Raw genomic sequence first — 20,908 nt, 5'->3', positions numbered from 1 at the left:
GGGCGCAACGGTGTCCTCAATGCAGGGAAGGTTTCGCGGCAGCGGGCAGCGGCTTGGCGCATTCGGTGAACAGCAGCAGCGGCGCTACGCGCAGATATTCCATCACTTCCATATAGTCGGTCTCGCCGTCCTCGGACTCTTCCAGCGAGTCCTGGATCTGCGCGATGGCCGAGAGATCCTGCAGCACTTCCATGGCTTCGCTGCTCAGCGCACGGTCACCGGCGGTCAGGCCGAAGCCGGCGAGGAAGCCCTGGCACCACTGACCGAGGGCCACGGCGCGTTCGGCCAGTGGCGCATCGTCGCTGGGCAGCAGCAACACGATGGCGATGTCGTCACCGGCGAGCTCGCCCTTGACCATTTCCTGCAGGCCGATAAGCGCCTGACGCACGTTGTCCTGCGGCGCTTCGCCGAGCAGGTCAGAGGCATCGAGCAACCAGGGCTCGACGTCGAAACCGGCACCGGCGCAACTGCGCCCGAGCAACAGGCCGTGCAGCTCGGCCGGCGATACGCTTTGTGGACTGCCTGCCAGAAGCGTGGCGAAAGCAGCATAAGGGGAGTTCTGAATGGACATGGCGGCTAGGCGCACGGTGGCGCAATGACTAGAATGAAGGCTTCGTATCCTAGCACCGGCGGCCGCGGCAAGACCATCGAAGCCCCCGGGCATCGCCTCCGTCTTCAGCCGAGCCCCCAACAGGAATCCCATGGAAGACGCCGATCTGAAAGCGCTGACCGCCAAGCTGGAGCAGCTGATTCAGCGCATCGAACAACTCAAGGCGCAGAACCACCTGCTGCTGGCCAACGAGCGGGCCTGGCGCGAAGAGCGCGCTCATCTGATCGAAAAGAACGAAATGGCCCGGATGAAGGTCGAATCAATGATTTCGCGCCTGAAAGCCCTGGAGCAGGACTCATGACCCAGCCGAACACCGTTACCGTGCACATCATGGACAAGGAATACTGCATTGCCTGTCCGCCGGAAGAACGCAGCAACCTGGAAGGCGCGGCCCGCTACCTGGATCGCAAGATGCGCGAGATCCGCAGCAGCGGCAAAGTCATCGGCGCCGATCGCGTGGCCGTCATGGCCGCGCTGAACATTACCCATGAGCTGCTGCACAAGCACGACCGCCTGGATGCTGAGGCCAGCAGCGCACGCGAGCACGTACGCATGCTGCTGGAGCGCGTGGACAGCGCCCTGGCCACCGACCCCAACCCATCCGGCAACTGATTGGCGGTGTTGCTGACCGAGTGGCGCCCTGTGCAGTGGCAAGGCTCGCGCGATGCTCGTTCCGCCTGTCGCCGGCCCGGCGCCAGGGTTCCCGATGAACCGGGACCAGAGGCCGGATTGTTGAGGTATACTGCGGCCAACTCCCTGGCATGTTCGCCAGTCGGCGATGACCCTCTCCCGATAAGCAACACCATGGAGGCTACACGTGGTGCCGGTGTGCATGTCCGCCTGACGGAAAGCCTTAAGGTACTCTGTAGTCGCCACCTTGAACTCTCGGGTTCAAGGGCCTACGCTGGCAGCGGCATGCTGGGGAGCCACTTCCGATGATCGTAGCCGAAGGCCTCTCGCGCCCGGCGCTGCGTCGCAAGCTGCGCCAGACCCGGCGCCAACTCTCTCCCGCCCAGCAACGCCACGCCGCCCGCCGCCTCTACCGGCAACTCAGCCATCACCCGCTCTTTCGTCGCGCCCGGCATATCGCCCTGTATCTGCCCAACGACGGCGAGATCGATCCACGCCTGCTGCTGCGCGCCGCGCAACGCCGGGGCAAGGCGACCTATCTGCCGGTACTCAACCCATGGCCGCGCACGCGCATGGTGTTCCAGCGCATCGAGCCCGGCGAGCGGCTGCGGCGCAACCGCTTCGGCATCTTCGAACCCGTGATTCGAACCGCTCGACAGCGTCGCGTCTGGGCGCTGGACCTGCTGTTGATGCCATTGGTGGGTTTCGATGGGAATGGCGGGCGGCTGGGCATGGGCGGCGGGTTCTATGATCGCAGCCTCGCGTACCGCGCCAGGCGCAAAAAAAGTCACAAACCGACGCTTCTGGGCCTGGCCCATGAATGCCAGCGAGTCGATCGACTGCCGCTGGAGAGCTGGGATGTACCCCTGCTGGGTACGGTGACGGACCGGGGCTGGTACGTCGAGCGCTGAAACGCCGCGTCCATGCGGCGCTCGGTCAGCGTTGCTGGGTCTGCTGCACCTGGATCACCGGGGCCATGCCCGCGGCGCCGTCGTTGCGCTCCCACAGGCTCTGCGTATAGCCGGTGGTGACTACGCCCAGGCCGAAGATGAAGACCAGAATCCAGAGAATATCGGGCTTGCGTTTCATGTGTGTTCGCCTCCCCCTACCAGGCGAAATGCTTGCGTCGAGTCGATGTGATTTATCGTTCTAGGACTCGATAGGCCACCTTACAGCCGCGGCATTTTCCGTGAAGCCTCGGCACTGCGCAAATCCGTATTGCAGCCGATTGTCGGAGATTTTGCCATCATGGTCTGATCGAACCGAACGAACGGAGAGCAAGGTTCATGCCTTACTGGTTAATGAAGTCCGAACCCGATGAATTTTCCATCCAGGACCTGAAAAAACTGGGCCACGGACGCTGGGATGGCGTACGCAACTATCAGGCGCGTAACTTCCTGCGCCAGATGCAGGAGGGGGATCATTTCTTCTTCTATCACTCCAGCTGCGCCGAGCCGGGCATCGCCGGAGTCGGCCGGGTCATCCGCAGCGCCTACCCCGACCCTACCGCCCTGGACCCCGAAAGCCCCTATCACGATGGCAAGGCCAGCAGCGAAGCCAACCCCTGGAGTGCCGTGGACGTCGAGTTTGTCGAAGCCTTCTCGGCTCCCCTCGCGCTGGCTCGGCTCAAAGCTAACCCGGCGCTGCGGGAACTGGCACTGGTGAAAAAAGGCAGCCGCCTATCGGTCATGCCGGTAAGCGACACCGAGTGGCAAGCGATCCTGGCGATGCGCTGAGCTACTGGATGATCAGGTTGTTGAACAGCAGATCGTCGACCAGAGGCTTGCCCTCTTCCTGCTCGAGCACTTCGCGCACCTGTTTCAATGCCTCCTGACGCAAGAGCTCCTTGGCCTCGACACTGCCCAGCGTCTCGTCGGTCTGCTCGGAGAACAGCATCACCAGCTGATGGCGGATCAGCGGCTCGTGGTGCTTGACCCGATCCTCCACCTCCTTGCTGGAAATACGCAGCGCCACGTCGGCCTTGAAGTACTTGAGTCGCTCGCCGGAGGCATAGTTGCCTACCATCGCCGGCGTCAGCGCGTAATAGAGGGTCTGTGGAGCAGCGGACTCATCGGCCGACTCATTGGCTTGAACGGCTCCGGCAACTGCCAGGCAGAAAAACATCGAAAGTAGGTATCTCACGCGCTGCGGCTCCAGAGAGGAAACCCTGCCAGCATAACCAGTCACAGCACAACGCCCAAGCCGTTGCACTACCGCCTGCCACTTATACGCCGCCATTACAGCGAACGATGCTGATTGCCTCGCCACGCAGCGCTCCTAGACTGAAAGCCCTGAGCAGTCGAGCCATCCCATGTCGGGCGGCAAGCGTCCGACCAGTCGAACAAGGAAAAGCGATGAAAGCCGTCCTGTGCAAAAGCTTCGGCCCGCCCGAAAGCCTGGTTGTCGAAGATGCCCCCTCCCCTCAGATCAAACCGAGCGAGATCCTGCTCGACGTGCATGCTGCCGGGGTCAATTTCCCGGACACGTTGATGATCGAGGGCAAATACCAGTTCAAGCCGCCGTTTCCGTTTTCGCCCGGCGGCGAGGCGGCCGGAGTGGTCGCTGCGGTCGGCGAAAAGGTCAGTCACCTGAAGGTGGGCGACCGGGTCATGGCGCTGACCGGCTGGGGCAGCTTCGCCGAGCAGGTGGCGGTGGCCGGCAGCAACGCGCTGCCGATTCCGCCGAGCATGGACTTCACCACCGCCGCCGCCTTCAGCATGACCTACGGCACCTCGATGCACGCGCTCAAGCAGCGCGCCAACCTGCAGCCCGGTGAAACCCTGCTGGTACTGGGCGCCTCCGGTGGTGTCGGCCTGGCTACTGTGGAGATCGGCAAGGCCATGGGCGCCCGGGTGATTGCCGCGGCCTCCAGCGCCGAGAAGCTGGAGGTGGCGAAGAATGCCGGCGCCGACGAGCTGATCAACTACAGCGAAGTGAGCCTGAAGGAGCGCCTGAAGGAACTTACCGGCGGCCAGGGCGTGGATGTGATCTACGACCCGGTGGGCGGCAAGCTGTTCGAGGAGGCCTTCCGCAGCATCGCCTGGAACGGTCGCATGCTGGTGGTCGGCTTTGCCGCCGGCGGCGATATCCCGGCACTACCGGCCAACCTGCCGCTGCTCAAGGGTGCGGCACTGATCGGCGTGTTCTGGGGCGCCTTCGCCCAACGCCAGCCGCAGGACAACGCTGCGAATTTCCGCCAGCTGTTCGCCTGGCACGCCGAAGGCAAGCTCAAGCCGCTGGTGTCGCAACGCTTCACGCTGGAGGAAGCCGGCCAGGCCATTGCCACGCTGGGTCAGCGCAAGGCTGTGGGCAAGCTGGTGGTGCAGGTGCGCTAAGAACGCACCTAGGGGACTGCAGGAAGCGTCAGACGCTTCCTGCACGATCCGATCGGATCAATGGGCGGTGGCGGGTGCCTCGCCGGCGCTCTGCATGCGCGCCATTTCCTGGGCGTACAGCGCATCGAAGTTCACCGGAGCCAGCATCAGCGCCGGGAAGGAGCCGCGGGTCACCAGGCTGTCCAGCGCTTCGCGGGCATAAGGGAAGAGGATGTTCGGGCAGAACGCACCAAGCGTGTGGCTCATCGCAGCAGCTTCCAGGCCCTTGATCAGGAAAATGCCGGCCTGCTGCACCTCGGCGATGAAGGCCACTTCCTCACCGGTCTTGACGGTGACCGAGAGGGTCAGCACCACTTCGTAGAAGTCGCTTTCCAACTGCTTCTGCTTGGTGTTCAGGTCCAGCGCGACACTCGGATTCCATTCCTGACGGAAAATTTCCGGGCTCTTCGGCGCTTCGAAGGACAGGTCGCGGACGTAGATGCGCTGCAGGGAGAACTGCGCGCCCTGTTCGTTCTGCGACGCTGCGCCGCCGTTGTTAGCTTGTTCGGTCATTTCTGCAACCTTCTATCCAGTTGTGCGTGTCGTTTGAATTGTTCGCGGACCCGCGGTGCCGGCCTCAGGCCTGCAGCAACGGGTCGAGGCGTCCGGCGCGCTCCAGAGCGTGCAGCTCATCGCAGCCGCCGACGTGCTTGTCGCCGATCCATATCTGCGGCACCGAGGTGCGTCCGGCCTTGCTGGCCATCTCGGCGCGCAGGGTCGGGTTGCCATCCACGGGAATTTCCTCGTAGGCGACACCCTTGCGATCGAGCAGCGCCTTGGCGCGGATGCAGAACGGGCACCAGGCGGTGGTATAGATGACGATGTTGGGCATGATTACTTGACCACTGGCAGATTGTCGCCGCGCCAGCTGGAAATCCCTCCCGACAACTTGGCGGCGGTGAAGCCTGCCTTCTGCAGCTCACGGCAGGCCGTTCCGGCGTGCTGCCCCATGGCGTCGACCACGATGATGGTCTTGGCCTTGTGCTTTTCCAGCTCGCCTGTGCGGCTGACCAGTTTCTCGTAGGGAATGTTCAATGCATCGACGATATGGCCGGCGTCGAACTCCTTCTTGGCGCGCACGTCCAACACCACGCCCTCGCCACTGTTGACCAGTGCCGTCAGTTCGCGATTGCTCAGGCTCTTGCCACCCTTGCGTGTCTCGGTGATGAACAGAAGGATCAACAGCGCCACGAACAGGCTGCTGAGTACATAGTGGTTAGAGACAAATTCAATCAGGTTAGCGAGCATCAACGGGTACCCGGACGATAAAATGCGGGCCAGTATACACAGCCCCTCCGAGTGGCTGAACCCTGATGATTCGTGACCTCGCCACGGCCAGCCAGTAGACTGGCCGCCCTTTTCCGCCCCCGTGCAAGGAGCCCGAAAGCATGCCCGTCGCCCCTACCGCCGCGCCCAAACCTCTGGTACTGATCATTCTCGATGGCTTCGGGCACAGCGACAGCCCGGATTTCAATGCCATCTATGCCGCGCGCAAGCCGGTCTACGATCGTCTGCTGGCGACTCAGCCACACGGACTGATCTCCGGCAGCGGCATGGATGTCGGTCTGCCGGACGGGCAGATGGGCAACTCCGAGGTCGGCCACATGAACCTGGGTGCCGGGCGCGTGGTGTATCAGGACTTCACCCGGGTGACCAAGGCGATCCGCGACGGCGAATTCTTCGCCAACCCGACCATCTGCGCTGCGGTCGACAAGGCCGTAGGTGCCGGCAAGGCGGTGCACATCCTCGGCCTGCTTTCCGACGGTGGCGTGCACAGCCACCAGGATCATCTGGTCGCCATGGCCGAGCTGGCGGCCCAGCGCGGCGCCGAGAAGATCTACCTGCACGCCTTCCTCGACGGCCGCGACACCCCGCCGAAGAGCGCGCAAAGCTCCATCGAACTGCTCCAGGCCACCTTCACCCGCCTGGGCAAGGGCCGTATCGCCAGCCTGATCGGCCGCTACTTCGCCATGGACCGCGACAACCGCTGGGACCGCGTGCAGCAGGCCTACGAGCTGATCGTCGACGGCAAGGCCGAGTACCGCTCCGACTACGCGGTGGACGGCCTGATCGCCGCGTACGAGCGCGGCGAGAGCGACGAGTTCGTCAAGGCCACCGGCATCGGCGAGCCGGTACGTGTCGAAGACGGTGACGCCGTGGTGTTCATGAACTTCCGCGCCGACCGCGCCCGCGAGCTGACCCGCTGCTTTGTCGAACCCGGTTTCAAGGAATTCGAGCGTGCCCGAGTGCCGCAACTGGCCGAGTTCGTCATGCTCACCCAGTACGCCGCGAGCATTCCCGCGCCCGCCGCCTTCGCCCCGGAAGCGCTGACCAACGTGCTCGGCGAGTATCTGGCCAACAACGGCAAGACCCAGCTGCGCATCGCCGAAACCGAGAAGTACGCCCACGTCACCTTCTTCTTCTCCGGCGGCCGCGAGGAACCCTTCCCCGGCGAGGAGCGCATCCTGATTCCTTCGCCGCAGGTTGCCACCTATGACCTCAAGCCGGAAATGAGCGCGCCGGAGGTCACCGACCGCATCGTCGAGGCCATCGAGAACCAGCGCTACGACGTCATCGTCGTCAACTACGCCAACGGCGACATGGTCGGCCATACCGGCGTGTTCGAAGCGGCGGTCAAGGCGGTGGAGTGCCTGGACAGCTGCGTCGGTCGCATCGTCGAGGCGCTGGACAAGGTCGGCGGCGAAGCCCTGCTGACCGCCGACCACGGCAACGTCGAGCAGATGGAAGACGCCATGACCGGGCAGGCGCACACCGCGCATACCTGCGAGCCGGTGCCCTTCATCTATATCGGCAAGCGCAACGTCTCGATCCGCGAAGGCGGCGTACTGGCCGACGTCGCGCCGACCATGCTGACCCTGCTGGGCATGCCGGTTCCGCAGGAGATGACCGGCCGCTCCATCGTCGAACTCAACTGACGGGTGCCGGCGGGAAGCCGGGGGCGCACGCCTTCGCTTCCCGCGACGGGTCTCAAGCTTCCCGCCCGCTTTTTAGGCATACTACGCCGGTCATAACCCTCGGTTGACAGCCCTCCATGCCTCGTACATTCCTCGCTCTCGCCTTTCTCTGCCTGCTCGGCCCGGCCGTGGCGGACGAGCGCGCCGCCGCGCGCCAGCAGATCGAAGCCGCCCGCCAGGACATCGCCGAACTGCAGAAGCTGCTCAAGCAGATCGAGCAGGAGAAATCCGGCGTCCAGAAACAGCTGCAGACCACCGAAAGCGAGATGGGCCAGCTGGAAAAGCAGGTCGACACCCTGCAGCAGGAAATCGACCGCAGCGAGGCCGAGCTGGAGCGCCTGAACGAGGAGAAGACCACCCTCGAAGGTGCTCGCCTGGAACAGCAGCGCCTGATCGGCCTGCAGGCCCGCGCCGCCTATCAGAACGGTCGCCAGGAATACCTCAAGCTGCTGCTCAATCAGCAGAACCCGGAAAAATTCAGTCGCACCCTCACCTATTACGACTATCTCAACAAGGCCCGCCTCGAGCAGCTCGACAGCTTCAACGAGACACTGCGCCAGCTGGCCAACGTCGAGGCCGACATCGAAGCGCAGCAGAACCTGCTCGCCGAGAAGAAGGACGGCCTGCTGGAGCGCCGCGATCAGCTGGCCGAAGTGCGCAAGGAGCGCCAGCAGGCACTGGCCAAGCTGAACAGCGACCTGTCCAGCCGAGAGCAGCGGCTGCAGGCTCGCCGCCAGGAACAGGCGCAGTTCGAGCGGGTGCTCAAGACCATCGAAGAGACGCTGGCCCGTCAGGCACGCGAGGCCGAGGAGGCTCGTCAGCGCGAACTGCTTGCCGAACGCCAGCGTCAGCAGCAGCAACAACAAGCCAGGCCCAGCGGCAGCTCCGCGCCGAGTGGCCCGCTGGTATCCAGCGCCGGTGGCAGCTTTGGCGGGCCGTTCGCCCAGGCCAAAGGTAAACTGCCCTGGCCGGTGGACGGACGTCTCGTCGCCCGCTACGGCACTCCACGCGGCGGCGATGCTCGAACCAAGTGGGACGGCGTACTGATCGGCGCCAATGCCGGCACCCAGGTCCGTGCCGTGCATGGCGGCCGGGTGGTGTTCGCCGACTGGTTGCGCGGTGCCGGCCTGCTGGTGATCCTCGATCACGGCAACGGTTACCTGAGCCTTTACGGACACAACCAGAGCCTGCTGCGGGACGCCGGCGACATCGTCAAGGCCGGCGACCCGATTGCCACGGTAGGCACCAGCGGCGGCCAGGAAACCGCCGCACTGTATTTCGCCATTCGTCAGCACGGTCGCCCCAGCGACCCTGCCCAATGGTGCCGCGCGCAAGGCTGACCGATGGCGGCATCCGGCCCCGCCGAGCCACCCGGTCCACCTGGCGTGCCCTCTCATTACTGGAGTTCGACATGTTGCACCTGCGCCGTTTCGCCCGCCCTTCCACGCTCGCCCTGGCCATCCTGCTAGGCATGCAAGGCGGTGCCTGGGCCCAGCAGCCTCCGGCGGAAGCGGCTGCAGTACCAAGTTCCAAGGCACCGCTGCCGCTGGACGAGCTGCGCACCTTCGCCGAGGTCCTGGACCGCATCAAGGCGGCCTATGTCGAGCCGGTGGATGACAAGACCCTGCTGGAAAACGCCATCAAGGGCATGCTCAGCAACCTCGATCCGCACTCGGCCTATCTCGAGCCAGAAGCCTTTGCCGAGCTGCAGGAAAGCACCAGCGGCGAATTCGGGGGGCTGGGCATCGAGGTCGGCATGGAGGACGGCTTCATCAAGGTGGTGTCGCCGATCGACGATACGCCGGCATCCAAGGCCGGCATCGAAGCCGGCGACCTGATCGTCAAGATCGACGGGCAGCCGACCAAGGGTCTGTCGATGATGGACGCCATCGCCAAGATGCGCGGCAAACCCGGCAGCACCATCAGCCTGACGCTGGTACGCGAAGGCGGCCAGCCGTTCGACGTCAAGCTGACCCGTGCGGTGATCAAGGTGCGCAGCGTCAAGAGCCAGCTGCTGGAGCCCGGTTACGGGTACCTGCGTGTCACCCAGTTCCAGGTCAACTCCGGCGAGGAGGTCGGCAAGGCGCTGGCCAAGCTGAAGAAGGACAATGGCGGCAAGAAGCTCAACGGCCTGGTGCTGGACCTGCGCAACAACCCCGGCGGCGTGCTGCAGGCCGCGGTGGAGATTTCCGATCACTTCCTCACCAAGGGCCTGATCGTCTACACCAAGGGCCGCATCGCCAATTCCGAGCTGCGCTTCAACGCCGATACGGCCGATGCCAGCGAAGGGGTGCCGCTGGTCGTGCTGATCAATGGCGGTAGCGCCTCGGCCTCGGAGATCGTGGCCGGCGCCCTGCAGGATCACAAGCGGGCGGTGGTCATGGGCACCGACAGCTTCGGCAAGGGCTCGGTGCAGACCGTGCTGCCGCTGAACAACGATCGCGCGCTCAAGCTCACCACCGCGCTCTACTACACGCCCAAGGGCCGCTCGATCCAGGCCCAGGGCATCGAGCCGGATATCGTCGTCGAACGTGCCAAGCTGACCCGCGAACAGGCTGCCGAAGGCTTCCGCGAAGCGGATCTGGCCGGGCATCTGGGCAATGGCAACGGCGGCCCGGATCGGCCAACCAGCACGCAGATCGCCAGCGACTCGGATCGGCCGCAGGACGATGACTACCAGCTCGGTCAGGCGCTGAACCTGCTCAAGGGATTGAACCTCACCCGCGGCCAATGAGCATGCCGCGCTGGACGGCCGGCCTGGCGCTGCTCCTGGCGCTGGCCGGGCAGCCAGGCTTTGCAGACGAAGCCGATGCAGACCGGCGCGTCGCCGCGCGGCCCAGTCTGACCCTGATCATCGACGACCTCGGCCAGAACCCCGCACGCGACCGCCGCGTGCTGCAACTGCCCGGGCCGGTCGCATTGGCCATCCTGCCCGATACGCGCCACGCCGCGGAATTGGCCGAACAGGCCCATCGCGCCGGCAAGACGGTAATGCTGCACATGCCGATGGCGCCCGCCGGTGGCCGCTTCGCCTGGCATCCGCAACTGCCCCACGACGAGCTGGCACGCCGCCTTGACGCTGCGCTGGCCGCCGTGCCCCACGTGCGCGGGCTGAATAATCACATGGGCAGCGCCATGACCGAGCAGCCGCAAGCCATGACCTGGTTGATGGGCGAGCTGCAGCGTCGTCATCTGTTCTTCCTCGACAGCCGCACCAGCCCTCGCACCGTGGCCGCTGCCAGCGCGCAGCGCACCGCGCTGGCGAGCCTGTCGCGGGATATCTTTCTCGATGACGATCCATCCCCCGCTGCGGTGGCCGAGCGGTTCCAGGCCGCGATCGCGCTCGCGCGCAAGCAGGGTTCGGTGGTGATCATCGGCCACCCCCACGAGAGCACGCTGGCGCTCCTGGAGCGGGAACTGCCGCGCCTGCCTGCGCAGGGCATCGAGTGGGTGGACGTTGGCCAGATGATCGCCACGCGCGGCAACCGCGCCATGGCCGCCCACGGTCACGGCGGTATCTACCGCTGAAAATCAGAGGTAGCGACGAAGCATGCCGTCCACAGTGCCATCGGCACGCATCGCCTCGAGCGCCCGCTGCAAGCGCTCGACCACCTCGTCCGGCGTCGCCCGATTGAGCGCAAGAAACAATCGCGCCTCATTGAAACGCAGCACCGGCTTCAGCCCGGTCACACCTTCCTGCTTGGCCAGATAGGGGCCGACCGGATCGGCAGTGGCCCAGACATCGATCTGGCCCTTGAGCAGCTTGCCGATGTTCTCCTGATCGCGCAGCGAATTGATCGGCGCCAGCCCCAGACGCTCCAGATGCTGGCTCACCGCGTCGTTCTTGTATGCACCGATGCGCAGGCTGCGTGCCTGTTCCAACCCGGTCAGCTGCAGAGAGCTGTCCGCTGGCGCCAGCAGCACCCAGCTGATGCTCGCCAGGGGCCCGACCCACTTGAACTGCGGCTCGCGCTCGGCAGTGAAGGTGGTGGAAAACAGCCCCTGATCGGGCTGTTCGAGCACCTGCTTGTAGATGCGATCCCAGGGAAAGCGCAGGCTGAGCTCGTAGCGGATGTTCGCCCGGCGGAACATCTCGCGAACGATGTCGGCGTTGATGCCATGGATCTTTGCATCGGCCGCGTAGTTCTTGTTGTCCTCGGCCATGTTGAAAGGTGGAAAGTTCTCGGTCAGCAGCACGACGCGATAGTCGTCGGGCAGCTCGGCATGGGCATGACTGCAGAGCAGCAGCACGATGGCGGCTAGGATTCGTTTAAGCATGGCTCGCTCCCTGGTTCTGATTCCCGATCCGCCCCTCCGCGGATCATGGCCGAAGCGGTCGAAAGCAAGATGCGAACCAGCGCAGCAGCACCGCCGCGGTACTCGGGCGGTGGCTGACAAGGACACGATGGGTGCGCCAGAACGGCGCGAGAGGCGTGTGCGGCGCACCCTGCTGGCGCGCCGCCATCACCAGCCTGACGCGGCAAACGCGTCAGGCGAGAGGAAGCAACTCAGAGATAGCGCGCGTTGATCTCGTCGATCACGCCTTCGCGGCGCATCTGGTCCAGTGCCTGCTGCAGCTTCTGCACTGTCTCGTCGGCCACCTGCTTGTTCAGCGCCAGGTAGAGTTCGGCGCTGTCGAAGCGCAGCACGCGCTTGAGCCCGGTCACGCCTTCCTGTCGAGCCAGGTAGCGGCCGGCCGGGTCGCCCGTGGCCCAGAGGTCGATCTTGCCGTCGAGCAGCTTTTTCACGTTCTCCTGATCACGCAGGGCGAGCACCGGCTGCAGACCCTGGCCCTCCAGGTGCTCGGCGATGGCGTCACCCTTGTAGGCGCCGACCGTGTACTGGCGGGCCTGGTCCAGGCTGGTCAGGTTGATCGGACTGTCGCCACGGGCCAGCAGCACCCAGTCGTCCGGGCCGATGGGGCCGACCCACTTGAACAGCTCTTCACGCTCGGGCAGCCGCGCGGTGACGAACACCCCGTAATTGGCCTGCTCCAGCGCCATGCCGTAGATGCGCTCCCAGGGGAAACGCAGTGTCAGCGTGTAATCGACCCCGGCGCGCTTGAACATCTCGCGCACGATGTCCACCGCGATACCGCTGATGTTTTCATCGCGGGCGAAGTTCTTGCCGTCGGCCGCCATGTTGTAGGGCGGAAAGTTCTCCGTCAGCAGGTCGATCTTCGCCGGGGCCTGGGCATGAGCCAGCGAGGCGCCGAACAGCAACGCACTGGCAATGGAAGCGATGGTCTTGAGCATGAGAATCTCCTGATTGCTCGCCCGCAACAGCAGCGGGCGTGTCCTTGTAGCGCGTCAGCCGTGTCGGCGGCGCGCCGCGATCAACGCATCACGATGCCGCGAGCGGCCAGGTAGGCCTTGGCCTCCGGCACCGTGTACTCGCCGAAGTGAAAGATGCTGGCCGCCAGTACCGCGTCGGCCTTGCCCTCGAGGATGCCATCGGCCAGGTGCTGCAGGTTGCCCACGCCCCCCGACGCAATCACAGGGATGCACAACGCTTCGCTGATGGCGCGGGTGACGCCCAGGTCGTAGCCGCTCTTCACACCGTCCTGGTCCATGCTGGTGAGCAGGATCTCGCCGGCGCCGAGGGCTTCCATCTTCTTCGCCCATTCAACCGCGTCCAGCCCGGTGGGCTTGCGGCCGCCGTGGGTGAAGATTTCCCAGCGGCCCGGCTCGCCTGGCGCAGAGACCTTCTTGGCGTCGATGGCGACCACGATGCACTGCGAGCCAAAACGGTCCGCGGCCTCGCCGACGAAGTCCGGGTTGAACACCGCGGCGGTGTTGATCGAGACCTTGTCGGCTCCCGCATTGAGCAGGTTGCGGATGTCCTGCACGGTCCTCACGCCCCCACCCACGGTCAGCGGGATGAACACCTGGCTGGCCATGCGCTCGACGGTATGCAGCGTGGTATCGCGGTTGTCGACGCTGGCGGTGATGTCGAGGAAGGTGATCTCGTCGGCGCCCTGCTCGTCGTAGCGCCGGGCGATCTCCACCGGGTCACCGGCGTCGCGGATGTTCTCGAACTGGACGCCCTTGACCACGCGGCCGTTGTCCACGTCGAGGCAGGGAATGATGCGTTTGGCCAGGGCCATGGTCGATCTCTCTCGTAGGGCGGACAGGGCCGCATGGCGCTATCCGCCGGGTCACCGAATGCATGGCGGCACGCGGAGCGTGGTCCGCCTTACGGCTTACTCGTCTTTCAGCTTGAGGTCGCAGAGCGCCTGCGCCTCGGCCACATCCAGCGTGCCTTCATAGATGGCGCGGCCGGTAATGGCTCCGATGATGCCCGGGGTGTTGGTGTCGAGCAGCTTCTGGATGTCGCCGATGTTGTGGATGCCACCGGACGCGATCACCGGGATACGGCTGGCGTTGGCCAGGGCCACGGTGGCCTCGACATTGCAGCCCTGCATCATGCCGTCCTTGGCGATGTCGGTGTAGACGATCGCCGAGACGCCATCGGCCTCGAAACGGCGGGCCAGATCGACGGCCTGCACGCTGGAGACTTCCGCCCAGCCATCGGTGGCGACGAAGCCGTCCTTGGCGTCCAGACCGACGATCACCTTGCCCGGGAAGGCGCGGCAGGCCTCGGTAACGAACTGCGGCTCTTTCACCGCCTTGGTGCCGATGATCACGTAGCTGACACCGGCGCGCACGTAGTGCTCGATGGTTTCCAGGGTACGGATGCCGCCGCCGATCTGGATCGGCAGGTCCGGGTAACGCTTGGCAATGGCGGTGACCACTTCGCCGTTGACCGGCTGGCCTTCGAAGGCCCCGTTGAGGTCGACCAGATGCAGGCGACGGCAGCCGGCCTGGACCCACTTGGCAGCCATGGCCACCGGGTCATCGGAGAACACCGTGGCGTCGTCCATCAGGCCCTGGCGCAGACGTACGCAGGCGCCGTCCTTGAGATCGATAGCGGGGATAATCAGCATGGCTTGAACCTGTTCAAATCAAGTGTCGGTTAAGGGTCAGCTCTTCTCGAGTGCCCACAAGTCGCTTTCGATGCTCTCGAACCGCTCCTTCAGGTGGCTCTGCACGTCGAAGATCGCCTTGTTGTAATACAGCGGCGCGATTTCCCGGGCGAACAGATCGAGCACTTCCTGCGCCTCGAACGAGCCCAGCTCGAGTTCGAACCGCTCTTGCAGAAAGCGCTTGATGACCTGTTGCGCCGCCTGCTCCTGAGCGGCATCCAGCGTCAGGACCGGCGGCTTGAGCTTGGCCCGGCTCATTTACCAGCGGCCATCCCAGGCGGCGAAGTTCTGCAGCAGCTGCAGGCCGTGGGTATGGCTCTTTTCCGGGTGGAACTGCACGGCAAAGCGCGAGCCTTCTGCCAGCGCGGCGGCGAAGTCCTTGCCGTAGTGGCCGCGGCCGACCACCTGGCGCGGGTTGCCGGCCTCGATGTAATAGCTGTGCACGAAGTAGAAGCGGCCATTGTCCGGGATCGCGTGCCAGAGCGGGTGATCCACCACCTGCTTGACCTCGTTCCAGCCCATGTGCGGCACCTTCAGGTGCTCGCCGTCCTCAACCAGGTCCTTGCCGAAGAAGCGCACCTGGCCGGGAAACAGGCCGATGCAGTCGACGCCGTCGTTCTCCTCGCTGCGCTCCATGAGGGCCTGCATACCGACGCAGATACCGAGAAACGGGCGGTCCTGGCTGACTTCGCGGACCAGTTCGTCGAAGCCCAGCCGGCGAATCTCGGCCATGCAGTCGCGAATCGCGCCGACGCCGGGAAACACCACGCGGTCGGCTTCACGGATGACCTGCGCATCGCTGGTGATCAGCACGCGGCCAGCGCCGACGTGCTCCAGCGCCTTGGCCACCGAATGCAGGTTGCCCATGCCGTAGTCGATGACGGCAACGGTCTGCATTACAGGCACCCCTTGGTCGACGGCATCTGCCCGGCCATGCGCGGATCGAGCTCGATGGCCATGCGCAGCGCGCGGCCGAAGGCCTTGAACACCGTCTCGATCTGGTGGTGGGTGTTGGTTCCGCGCAGGTTGTCGATGTGCAGGGTCACCAGGGCGTGGTTGACGAAGCCCTGGAAGAATTCCTGGAACAGGTCGACGTCGAACTTTCCGACCACCGCACGGGTGTAAGGCACGTGCATGGTCAGCCCGGGACGCCCGGAGAAGTCGATCACCACGCGCGACAGCGCCTCGTCCAGCGGCACGTAGGCGTGCCCGTAGCGGGTCATGCCTTTCTTGTCGCCGATGGCCTTGGCGAAGGCCTGGCCGAGGGTGATGCCGACATCCTCGACGGTGTGGTGGTCGTCGATGTGCAGGTCGCCGTTGCATTCGATATCCAGGTCGATCAACCCGTGACGGGCGATCTGGTCGAGCATGTGCTCGAGGAAAGGCACACCGATGGCGAAGCGCGCCTTGCCGGTGCCATCGAGATTGATGGTGACCTTGACCTGGGTTTCCAGGGTGTTGCGCTCTACGCAAGCCGTACGTTCGGACATCAACAGCTCCGCTGATCGTGGGGCGAAAAGGGGCTCATTATAGGGGCAAACGCCCGGGCGCGGATATGCGCCGGGCGGCTGGACTGCATCTTGCAGGAAGCTGGTCGTCCAACCGCCGAGGTGCCGCCCATGCACGGACGGAAAATGCCTGCGACCCTGCGCTTCATGCTCGCCTCCCGGCGCAGCGAACTGCTCGGCCTGGAGGATCTGACCCGCACCTGCGAGCTGGTCACGCGCATCAGCCAGCTGGTTCACGCGCTGCAGAAGGAACGCGGCTATTCGAACATCTACCTCGGCGGCAATGCCGCTCACCAGCGCCAGCAGCTAGATGCGCTGAGCCTGGAGGCCGAGGCGCTGGAGCGTGCGGTGCGCCAGGATCTGGACCGCATCGACCTGGAGGCGGTCAGCGCGGCGGACAAGACCCGGCTGTTCACCCGCATCGCCTATGCCCTGCACAGCCTGGACGAGCTGCCGGCGCTGCGCCGACGCATCCGCGAGCACGCCATCAGCATGCAGGACGCCACGGCGACGCTGGTACGCCTGATCGGCGGGCTGCTGGCCGTCGTCTTCGAAGCCGCCGACACCGCTTCCGATCCGCACATCACGCGCTGCCTGGTGGCACTGTTCAACTTCATGCAGGGCAAGGAGCTGGCCGGCCAGGAGCGCGCCCTGGGGGTAGTCGGCTTCGCCAGCGGCTATTTCCGCGCCGACATGCTGGAGCGCCTGGAGCACCTGCTGGAAGGGCAGGAGCGTTGCTTCGACACCTTCAGCCGCTTCGCCAGCCCGGCGGCGCAGGCGCTATGGCAAGCCCTGTGTGCCAGCGATACCAATATCAACGCCTGCCGCTTGCGCGACATCGCCCGCCGGACCAGCCCGGGCGCGGCGGTCGAGGCGCAGCTGGGCGAACTCTGGTTCGAGCTGCACACCGGCCGCATCGACGCCATGAAACATGTCGAGACGCGCCTGGAGCAGGACCTGCTGCAGCAGTGCCGGCAGAGCATCGAGCGCATCCGCAAGGACCTGCAGAGCCATCGCAAGCTGCTCGACGGCATCGCCGACATGCACGCCGCCGCCGAGCAGGCCAAGCTGTTCAGCGTGCAGGCCAGCGACCTCGACACGCCACCGCCGGATGGCATGACCGCGATGGTGGCGCGCTCGACGCTGGAGCTGCTGCTGACCCAGAGCGTGCGCCTGCAGGGCCTCAATGAGGAGTTGCGCGAGGCACGCCAGGCGCTGGACGAGCGCAAGCAGGTGGAGCGTGCCAAGCAGCAGCTGATGCGCCAGCAGGGCTGCTCGGAAGGCGAGGCCTACGGCCGGCTGCGTCAGGCAGCCATGAACCAGGGCCTGCGCCTGGAGGAAGTCGCCCAGCGCCTGCTGGCGTTGGACGGTTCGGCGAACACGGCCGCACGCGGCCAGCGTTGCCGGCACTGAAAACAGGCACGCCGTGCCGCCCAGGGGCCCGCCCTGCCCCGCGACTGTGCAGCGACCCGCAAGCCAGCCTGCCCATTCAGCTCGCCGACGGCGGCGACCCGCCTCCCCAGCGCGCCGGCCTTGCGCCTCGACTGCGCGAGCCAAGTGCCTGATTTACCTGCCCACCAGCCTGTCGCTCGAGCATTCCGGCGGCGCCGACGGGCGCCTCCAGTGCACCCTGGCACAGCTTTCGCAATGACCTGTTCAAGGCCGGATCGCTCGGCTTCCACAACTGACTTTCAGGACAACGGTGTCCACGCTCTCCGGCTCCAGCCGGGCGGTGTGGCGCCGTTTTTTTTCGCCCAAAGGAAATTCGACCATGACCGACAAGCCGAACAATGACCAGCCCAGCGACCTGACCCTGGCCTCGCGCCGCAGCTTCCTCAAGCATTCGATCATCGCCGCCAGCGGGGTCGCCCTGTTCGGCGGCATGTCCCTGGGCATGCGTTCGGCCGCCTGGGCTGCGGGCGGCGACGTGGAAACCAGCAAGGCCAAGCTCGGCTTCATCGCCCTGACCGACGCCGCACCGCTGTTCGTCGCCGCGGAGAAAGGCTTCTTCGCCAAGTACGGGATGACCGAGGTCGAGGTGCTCAAGCAGTCTTCCTGGGGCACCACCCGCGACAACCTGGTGCTCGGCTCGGCGAAGAATGGCATCGATGGCGCGCACATCCTCACGCCCATGCCCTACCTGATCAGTGCCGGCATCGTCACGCCGAACAACCAGCCGGTGCCCATGTCGATCCTCGCGCGGCTCAACCTGGCCGGGCAGTGCATCTCGGTGGGCGAGGAGTATCGCGATCTGAAGATCGGCCTCGACAGCACGCCGTTCAAGGCGGCGTTGGAGGCGAAGAAGGCCGGCGGCAAGAAGGTCAGCGCCGCGGTGACCTTTCCCGGCGGCACCCACGACCTGTGGATGCGCTACTGGCTGGCCGCCGGCGGCATCGACCCGAACGCCGACATCAACACCATCGTCGTGCCGCCAGCGCAGATGGTCGCCAACATGAAGGTCGGCAGCATGGACACCTTCTGCGTCTGCGAACCGTGGAACGCCCAGCTGATCAACCAGAAGATCGGCTACACCGCCAACACCACCGGCGAGCTGTGGCACAACCACCCGGAAAAGGCCTTCGCCCTGCGCAGCGACTACGTGGCCGCCAACCCCAACGCCGCCCGCGCGCTGACCATGGCGATCATGGAAGCCCAACAGTTCTGCGAGAAGGCCGAGAACAAGGAAGAAGTGGCGAAGATCTGCTCGCAACGCAAGTGGATCGGCGCGCCCTACAAGGACATCGTCGACCGCATGAAGGGCAACTTCGCCTACGGCACCGGCAAGGTCATCGAGAACCATCCCGAGCAGATGCGCTACTGGGACGACCACGCCTCCTATCCGTTCCAGAGCCACGACCTCTGGTTCCTCACCGAGAACAAGCGCTGGGGCTACCTGCCGGCCGACTTCGACAGCCAGGCGCTGATCGCCAAGGTCAACCGCGAAGACATCTGGCGCGCCGCAGCCGGCGAGCTGAACCTGCCCGCCGAGCTGATCCCGACCTCCACCTCCCGCGGCGTGGAGAAGTTCTTCGACGGCAAGGTGTTCGACCCCGAGAACCCGCAAGCCTACCTGGACAGCCTGACCATCAAGGCCATGGCCTGATAACCGCAACCCGCGAGGAAAAGCCCATGAATGCCAACGTCAAACTGCAGCCCGCCAGCACCGAGCCGGTGTCCATTGTCCGCCCATCCAGAGCCGCTGCACTGATGCAGCGTAGCGGCCGCTACGCGGTGCAGCAGCTGTTGCCGCCCCTGGTCATCCTGCTGGTGCTCGGGGTGATCTGGGAGATGCTCTGCTCCGGTGCCGATGCCGCGCTGCCACCGCCTTCGCAGGTGATCGCGGAAACCTGGGAGCTGATCGTCGATCCGTTCTACGACAACGGCGGCAATGACGTGGGCCTGGCCTGGCAACTGCTGGCGAGCCTCGAACGGGTGGCGGTGGGTTATCTGCTGGCGGTGGTCGCCGGGGTCGGCCTCGGCGTGCTGATCGGCCAGTCGGACTGGGCCATGCGCGGCCTCGATCCGATCTTCCAGGTGCTGCGCACCGTGCCGCCACTGGCCTGGCTGCCGCTGTCGCTGGCGGGCTTTCAGGACAGCCATCCCTCGGCGCTGTTCGTCATCTTCATCACCGCGATCTGGCCGATCATCATCAATACCGCAGTGGGCATCCGCAACATCCCGCAGGACTACCGCAACGTCGCCCAGGTGCTGCAGCTCAATGGCTTCGAATACTTCAAGACCATCATGCTGCCGGCCGCCGCGCCCTACATCTTCACCGGCCTGCGTATCGGCGTCGGCCTGTCGTGGCTGGCGATCATCGCCGCGGAGATGCTTATCGGCGGCGTCGGCATCGGCTTCTTCATCTGGGATGCGTGGAACGCCTCGCGCATCAGCGACATCATCCTCGCGCTCGTCTACATCGGCGTGGTCGGCTTCGTGCTCGATCGCCTGGTGGCCTTCGTCGGCCAGCGCATCACCCGCGGCATTCCGGCCAACTGAGGAGCAACGCCATGAGCTATCTCTCCATCGAACACCTGGACAAGAGCTTCGTGCGCGGCAACCTCGCCTCGCAGGTGCTCAAGGACATCAACCTGAACATCGCCAAGGGCGAGTTCATCTCCATCATCGGCCACTCCGGCTGCGGCAAGTCGACGGTGCTGAACATCGTCGCCGGGCTGCTCGACCCCAGCCTCGGCGGCGTGATCCTCGACGGCAAGGAAGTCCGCGGCCCCGGCCCGGACCGCAGCATGGTGTTCCAGAACCACTCGCTGCTGCCCTGGCTGACCGTCTACGAGAACGTCGAAGTGGCGGTGAACAAGCTGTTCAAGCGCAGCATGAACAAGCGCGAACGGCGCGACTGGATCGAGCACAACCTGGCGCTGGTGAACATGAGCCACGCGCTGAACAAGTATCCGCAGGAAATCTCCGGCGGCATGAAGCAGCGCGTCGGCATCGCCCGCGCGCTGGCGATGAAGCCCAAGGTGCTGCTGCTCGACGAGCCGTTCGGCGCCCTCGATGCACTCACCCGCGCGCACCTGCAGGACGAAGTGATGAAGATCCAGAAGGACCTGGGCAACACCATGATGATGATCACCCACGATGTCGACGAAGCCGTGCTGCTTTCCGACCGCATCGTGATGATGACCAATGGCCCCTCGGCGACCATCGGCGAGATCCTCGACGTGAAACTGCCGCGCCCGCGCGACCGCATCGCCCTGGCCGATGATCCCGAGTACAACCATTACCGCCGTGCGGTGCTGAGCTTTCTCCACGAGCGCCATCGCCTGCACTGAGCGGGTGCACCCACCGCCGGCGTCTCGTGCGCT

Annotated in this window: 26 protein-coding genes and 1 other RNA gene; 14 read left to right on the top strand and 13 right to left on the bottom strand. The window is 65.1% G+C overall.

The features are described from left to right. Positions 1 to 16 precede the first annotated feature (16 nt). A complete protein-coding gene (locus P5703_RS23230) occupies positions 17 to 571 on the bottom strand; it encodes a YecA/YgfB family protein (protein WP_017244161.1) in 555 nt (184 codons plus the stop codon). Between the two features lie 130 nt (positions 572 to 701). Between P5703_RS23230 and P5703_RS23225 the strand changes: the two genes are divergently transcribed. From P5703_RS23225 to P5703_RS23210, 4 genes are all read left to right on the top strand, one after another. Next, complete coding sequence (locus P5703_RS23225) at positions 702 to 911, top strand: TIGR02449 family protein (RefSeq protein ID WP_049325514.1); 210 nt, start codon at positions 702 to 704, stop codon at positions 909 to 911. Then, positions 908 to 1,222 (top strand): cell division protein ZapA, encoded by a 315-nt coding sequence (locus tag P5703_RS23220; protein ID WP_013984417.1) that lies wholly within the window; start codon positions 908 to 910, stop codon positions 1,220 to 1,222. Before P5703_RS23225 ends, P5703_RS23220 begins: the two co-directional genes overlap by 4 nt. Before the next feature lie 138 nt (positions 1,223 to 1,360). Continuing rightward, positions 1,361 to 1,539, top strand: a non-coding RNA gene (gene ssrS / locus P5703_RS23215) — 6S RNA. A 6-nt stretch (positions 1,540 to 1,545) separates the two neighbouring features. Continuing rightward, positions 1,546 to 2,151: a 5-formyltetrahydrofolate cyclo-ligase gene (locus P5703_RS23210; RefSeq protein ID WP_011915076.1), complete on the top strand. Its 606-nt coding sequence runs from the start codon at positions 1,546 to 1,548 to the stop codon at positions 2,149 to 2,151. 25 nt (positions 2,152 to 2,176) lie between these two features. On the opposite strand, the gene P5703_RS23205 is transcribed toward P5703_RS23210, so the two are convergent. Continuing rightward, a complete protein-coding gene (locus P5703_RS23205; RefSeq protein ID WP_011915077.1) occupies positions 2,177 to 2,329 on the bottom strand; it encodes a hypothetical protein in 153 nt (50 codons plus the stop codon). 197 nt (positions 2,330 to 2,526) lie between these two features. Here P5703_RS23205 and P5703_RS23200 point away from each other — a divergent pair, with 197 nt between their 5' ends. Continuing rightward, positions 2,527 to 2,976, top strand: coding sequence for an EVE domain-containing protein (locus tag P5703_RS23200; protein WP_014598072.1), 450 nt, complete (start codon positions 2,527 to 2,529; stop codon positions 2,974 to 2,976). A gap of 1 nt (position 2,977) precedes the next feature. Here the strand turns inward: P5703_RS23200 and P5703_RS23195 are convergent, their stop codons facing one another. Beyond that, a complete protein-coding gene (locus P5703_RS23195; RefSeq protein WP_014598073.1) occupies positions 2,978 to 3,364 on the bottom strand; it encodes a flagellar basal body-associated protein FliL in 387 nt (128 codons plus the stop codon). A 230-nt stretch (positions 3,365 to 3,594) separates the two neighbouring features. Here P5703_RS23195 and P5703_RS23190 point away from each other — a divergent pair, with 230 nt between their 5' ends. Then, positions 3,595 to 4,575, top strand: a complete 981-nt coding sequence (locus P5703_RS23190) for an NADPH:quinone oxidoreductase family protein (RefSeq protein WP_045632413.1) — start codon at positions 3,595 to 3,597, stop codon at positions 4,573 to 4,575. 57 nt (positions 4,576 to 4,632) lie between these two features. Here the strand turns inward: P5703_RS23190 and secB are convergent, their stop codons facing one another. The 3 genes from secB to P5703_RS23175 all read right to left on the bottom strand — a co-directional run bounded on the left by secB (position 4,633) and on the right by P5703_RS23175 (position 5,862). Next, positions 4,633 to 5,127, bottom strand: coding sequence for a protein-export chaperone SecB (secB, locus tag P5703_RS23185; protein WP_011915080.1), 495 nt, complete (start codon positions 5,125 to 5,127; stop codon positions 4,633 to 4,635). A 64-nt stretch (positions 5,128 to 5,191) separates the two neighbouring features. After that, positions 5,192 to 5,446 carry a glutaredoxin 3 gene (gene grxC / locus P5703_RS23180; RefSeq protein ID WP_045632414.1) on the bottom strand — a complete coding sequence of 85 codons (255 nt, stop codon included), beginning with the start codon at positions 5,444 to 5,446 and terminating at the stop codon, positions 5,192 to 5,194. Between the two features lie 2 nt (positions 5,447 to 5,448). Further along, positions 5,449 to 5,862 carry a rhodanese-like domain-containing protein gene (locus tag P5703_RS23175; RefSeq protein WP_011915082.1) on the bottom strand — a complete coding sequence of 138 codons (414 nt, stop codon included), beginning with the start codon at positions 5,860 to 5,862 and terminating at the stop codon, positions 5,449 to 5,451. Between the two features lie 140 nt (positions 5,863 to 6,002). On the opposite strand from P5703_RS23175, the gene gpmI reads away from it, so the two are divergent. From gpmI to P5703_RS23155, 4 genes are all read left to right on the top strand, one after another. Beyond that, positions 6,003 to 7,550, top strand: a complete 1,548-nt coding sequence (gene gpmI, locus P5703_RS23170; RefSeq protein ID WP_017244167.1) for a 2,3-bisphosphoglycerate-independent phosphoglycerate mutase — start codon at positions 6,003 to 6,005, stop codon at positions 7,548 to 7,550. Between the two features lie 116 nt (positions 7,551 to 7,666). Continuing rightward, complete coding sequence (locus P5703_RS23165; protein WP_013984423.1) at positions 7,667 to 8,929, top strand: murein hydrolase activator EnvC family protein; 1,263 nt, start codon at positions 7,667 to 7,669, stop codon at positions 8,927 to 8,929. 71 nt (positions 8,930 to 9,000) lie between these two features. Continuing rightward, entirely contained in the window at positions 9,001 to 10,323 is a 1,323-nt protein-coding gene (locus tag P5703_RS23160) for a S41 family peptidase (RefSeq protein ID WP_011915085.1), read from the top strand. Beyond that, positions 10,320 to 11,117 carry a divergent polysaccharide deacetylase family protein gene (locus P5703_RS23155; RefSeq protein ID WP_285590448.1) on the top strand — a complete coding sequence of 266 codons (798 nt, stop codon included), beginning with the start codon at positions 10,320 to 10,322 and terminating at the stop codon, positions 11,115 to 11,117. Before P5703_RS23160 ends, P5703_RS23155 begins: the two co-directional genes overlap by 4 nt. Positions 11,118 to 11,120: 3 nt before the next feature. On the opposite strand, the gene P5703_RS23150 is transcribed toward P5703_RS23155, so the two are convergent. The 7 genes from P5703_RS23150 to hisB form a co-directional block, all read right to left on the bottom strand. After that, positions 11,121 to 11,867, bottom strand: coding sequence for a substrate-binding periplasmic protein (locus tag P5703_RS23150; RefSeq protein ID WP_084903773.1), 747 nt, complete (start codon positions 11,865 to 11,867; stop codon positions 11,121 to 11,123). A 230-nt stretch (positions 11,868 to 12,097) separates the two neighbouring features. Then, positions 12,098 to 12,844 carry a substrate-binding periplasmic protein gene (locus tag P5703_RS23145; RefSeq protein ID WP_017244170.1) on the bottom strand — a complete coding sequence of 249 codons (747 nt, stop codon included), beginning with the start codon at positions 12,842 to 12,844 and terminating at the stop codon, positions 12,098 to 12,100. A gap of 80 nt (positions 12,845 to 12,924) precedes the next feature. Beyond that, entirely contained in the window at positions 12,925 to 13,695 is a 771-nt protein-coding gene (hisF, locus tag P5703_RS23140) for an imidazole glycerol phosphate synthase subunit HisF (protein ID WP_011915090.1), read from the bottom strand. Between the two features lie 96 nt (positions 13,696 to 13,791). Next, a complete protein-coding gene (gene hisA, locus P5703_RS23135) occupies positions 13,792 to 14,535 on the bottom strand; it encodes a 1-(5-phosphoribosyl)-5-[(5-phosphoribosylamino)methylideneamino]imidazole-4-carboxamide isomerase (RefSeq protein ID WP_045157896.1) in 744 nt (247 codons plus the stop codon). A 36-nt stretch (positions 14,536 to 14,571) separates the two neighbouring features. Next, complete coding sequence (locus tag P5703_RS23130; RefSeq protein WP_003303327.1) at positions 14,572 to 14,832, bottom strand: DUF2164 domain-containing protein; 261 nt, start codon at positions 14,830 to 14,832, stop codon at positions 14,572 to 14,574. Next, positions 14,833 to 15,471, bottom strand: a complete 639-nt coding sequence (hisH, locus tag P5703_RS23125; RefSeq protein ID WP_049339379.1) for an imidazole glycerol phosphate synthase subunit HisH — start codon at positions 15,469 to 15,471, stop codon at positions 14,833 to 14,835. Next, entirely contained in the window at positions 15,471 to 16,064 is a 594-nt protein-coding gene (hisB, locus tag P5703_RS23120; protein WP_013984428.1) for an imidazoleglycerol-phosphate dehydratase HisB, read from the bottom strand. Before hisB ends, hisH begins: the two co-directional genes overlap by 1 nt. Before the next feature lie 129 nt (positions 16,065 to 16,193). Here hisB and P5703_RS23115 point away from each other — a divergent pair, with 129 nt between their 5' ends. The 4 genes from P5703_RS23115 to P5703_RS23100 all read left to right on the top strand — a co-directional run bounded on the left by P5703_RS23115 (position 16,194) and on the right by P5703_RS23100 (position 20,875). Then, positions 16,194 to 17,495, top strand: coding sequence for a nitrate regulatory protein (locus P5703_RS23115; protein WP_026006472.1), 1,302 nt, complete (start codon positions 16,194 to 16,196; stop codon positions 17,493 to 17,495). A 358-nt stretch (positions 17,496 to 17,853) separates the two neighbouring features. After that, positions 17,854 to 19,185, top strand: coding sequence for a CmpA/NrtA family ABC transporter substrate-binding protein (locus P5703_RS23110; RefSeq protein ID WP_017244173.1), 1,332 nt, complete (start codon positions 17,854 to 17,856; stop codon positions 19,183 to 19,185). Positions 19,186 to 19,211: 26 nt separating this feature from the next. Continuing rightward, positions 19,212 to 20,081, top strand: a complete 870-nt coding sequence (gene ntrB / locus P5703_RS23105) for a nitrate ABC transporter permease (protein ID WP_013984430.1) — start codon at positions 19,212 to 19,214, stop codon at positions 20,079 to 20,081. 11 nt (positions 20,082 to 20,092) lie between these two features. Then, positions 20,093 to 20,875 (top strand): ABC transporter ATP-binding protein, encoded by a 783-nt coding sequence (locus P5703_RS23100; RefSeq protein ID WP_017244174.1) that lies wholly within the window; start codon positions 20,093 to 20,095, stop codon positions 20,873 to 20,875. Positions 20,876 to 20,908 lie beyond the last annotated feature (33 nt).

Source organism: Stutzerimonas sp. FeSN7 (assembly GCF_030263795.1).
In the GTDB taxonomy this organism is placed as follows: domain Bacteria; phylum Pseudomonadota; class Gammaproteobacteria; order Pseudomonadales; family Pseudomonadaceae; genus Stutzerimonas; species Stutzerimonas stutzeri.
Note: the sequence above shows the minus strand (reverse complement) of the source record. Positions and strands in the feature narration are given on the sequence as shown.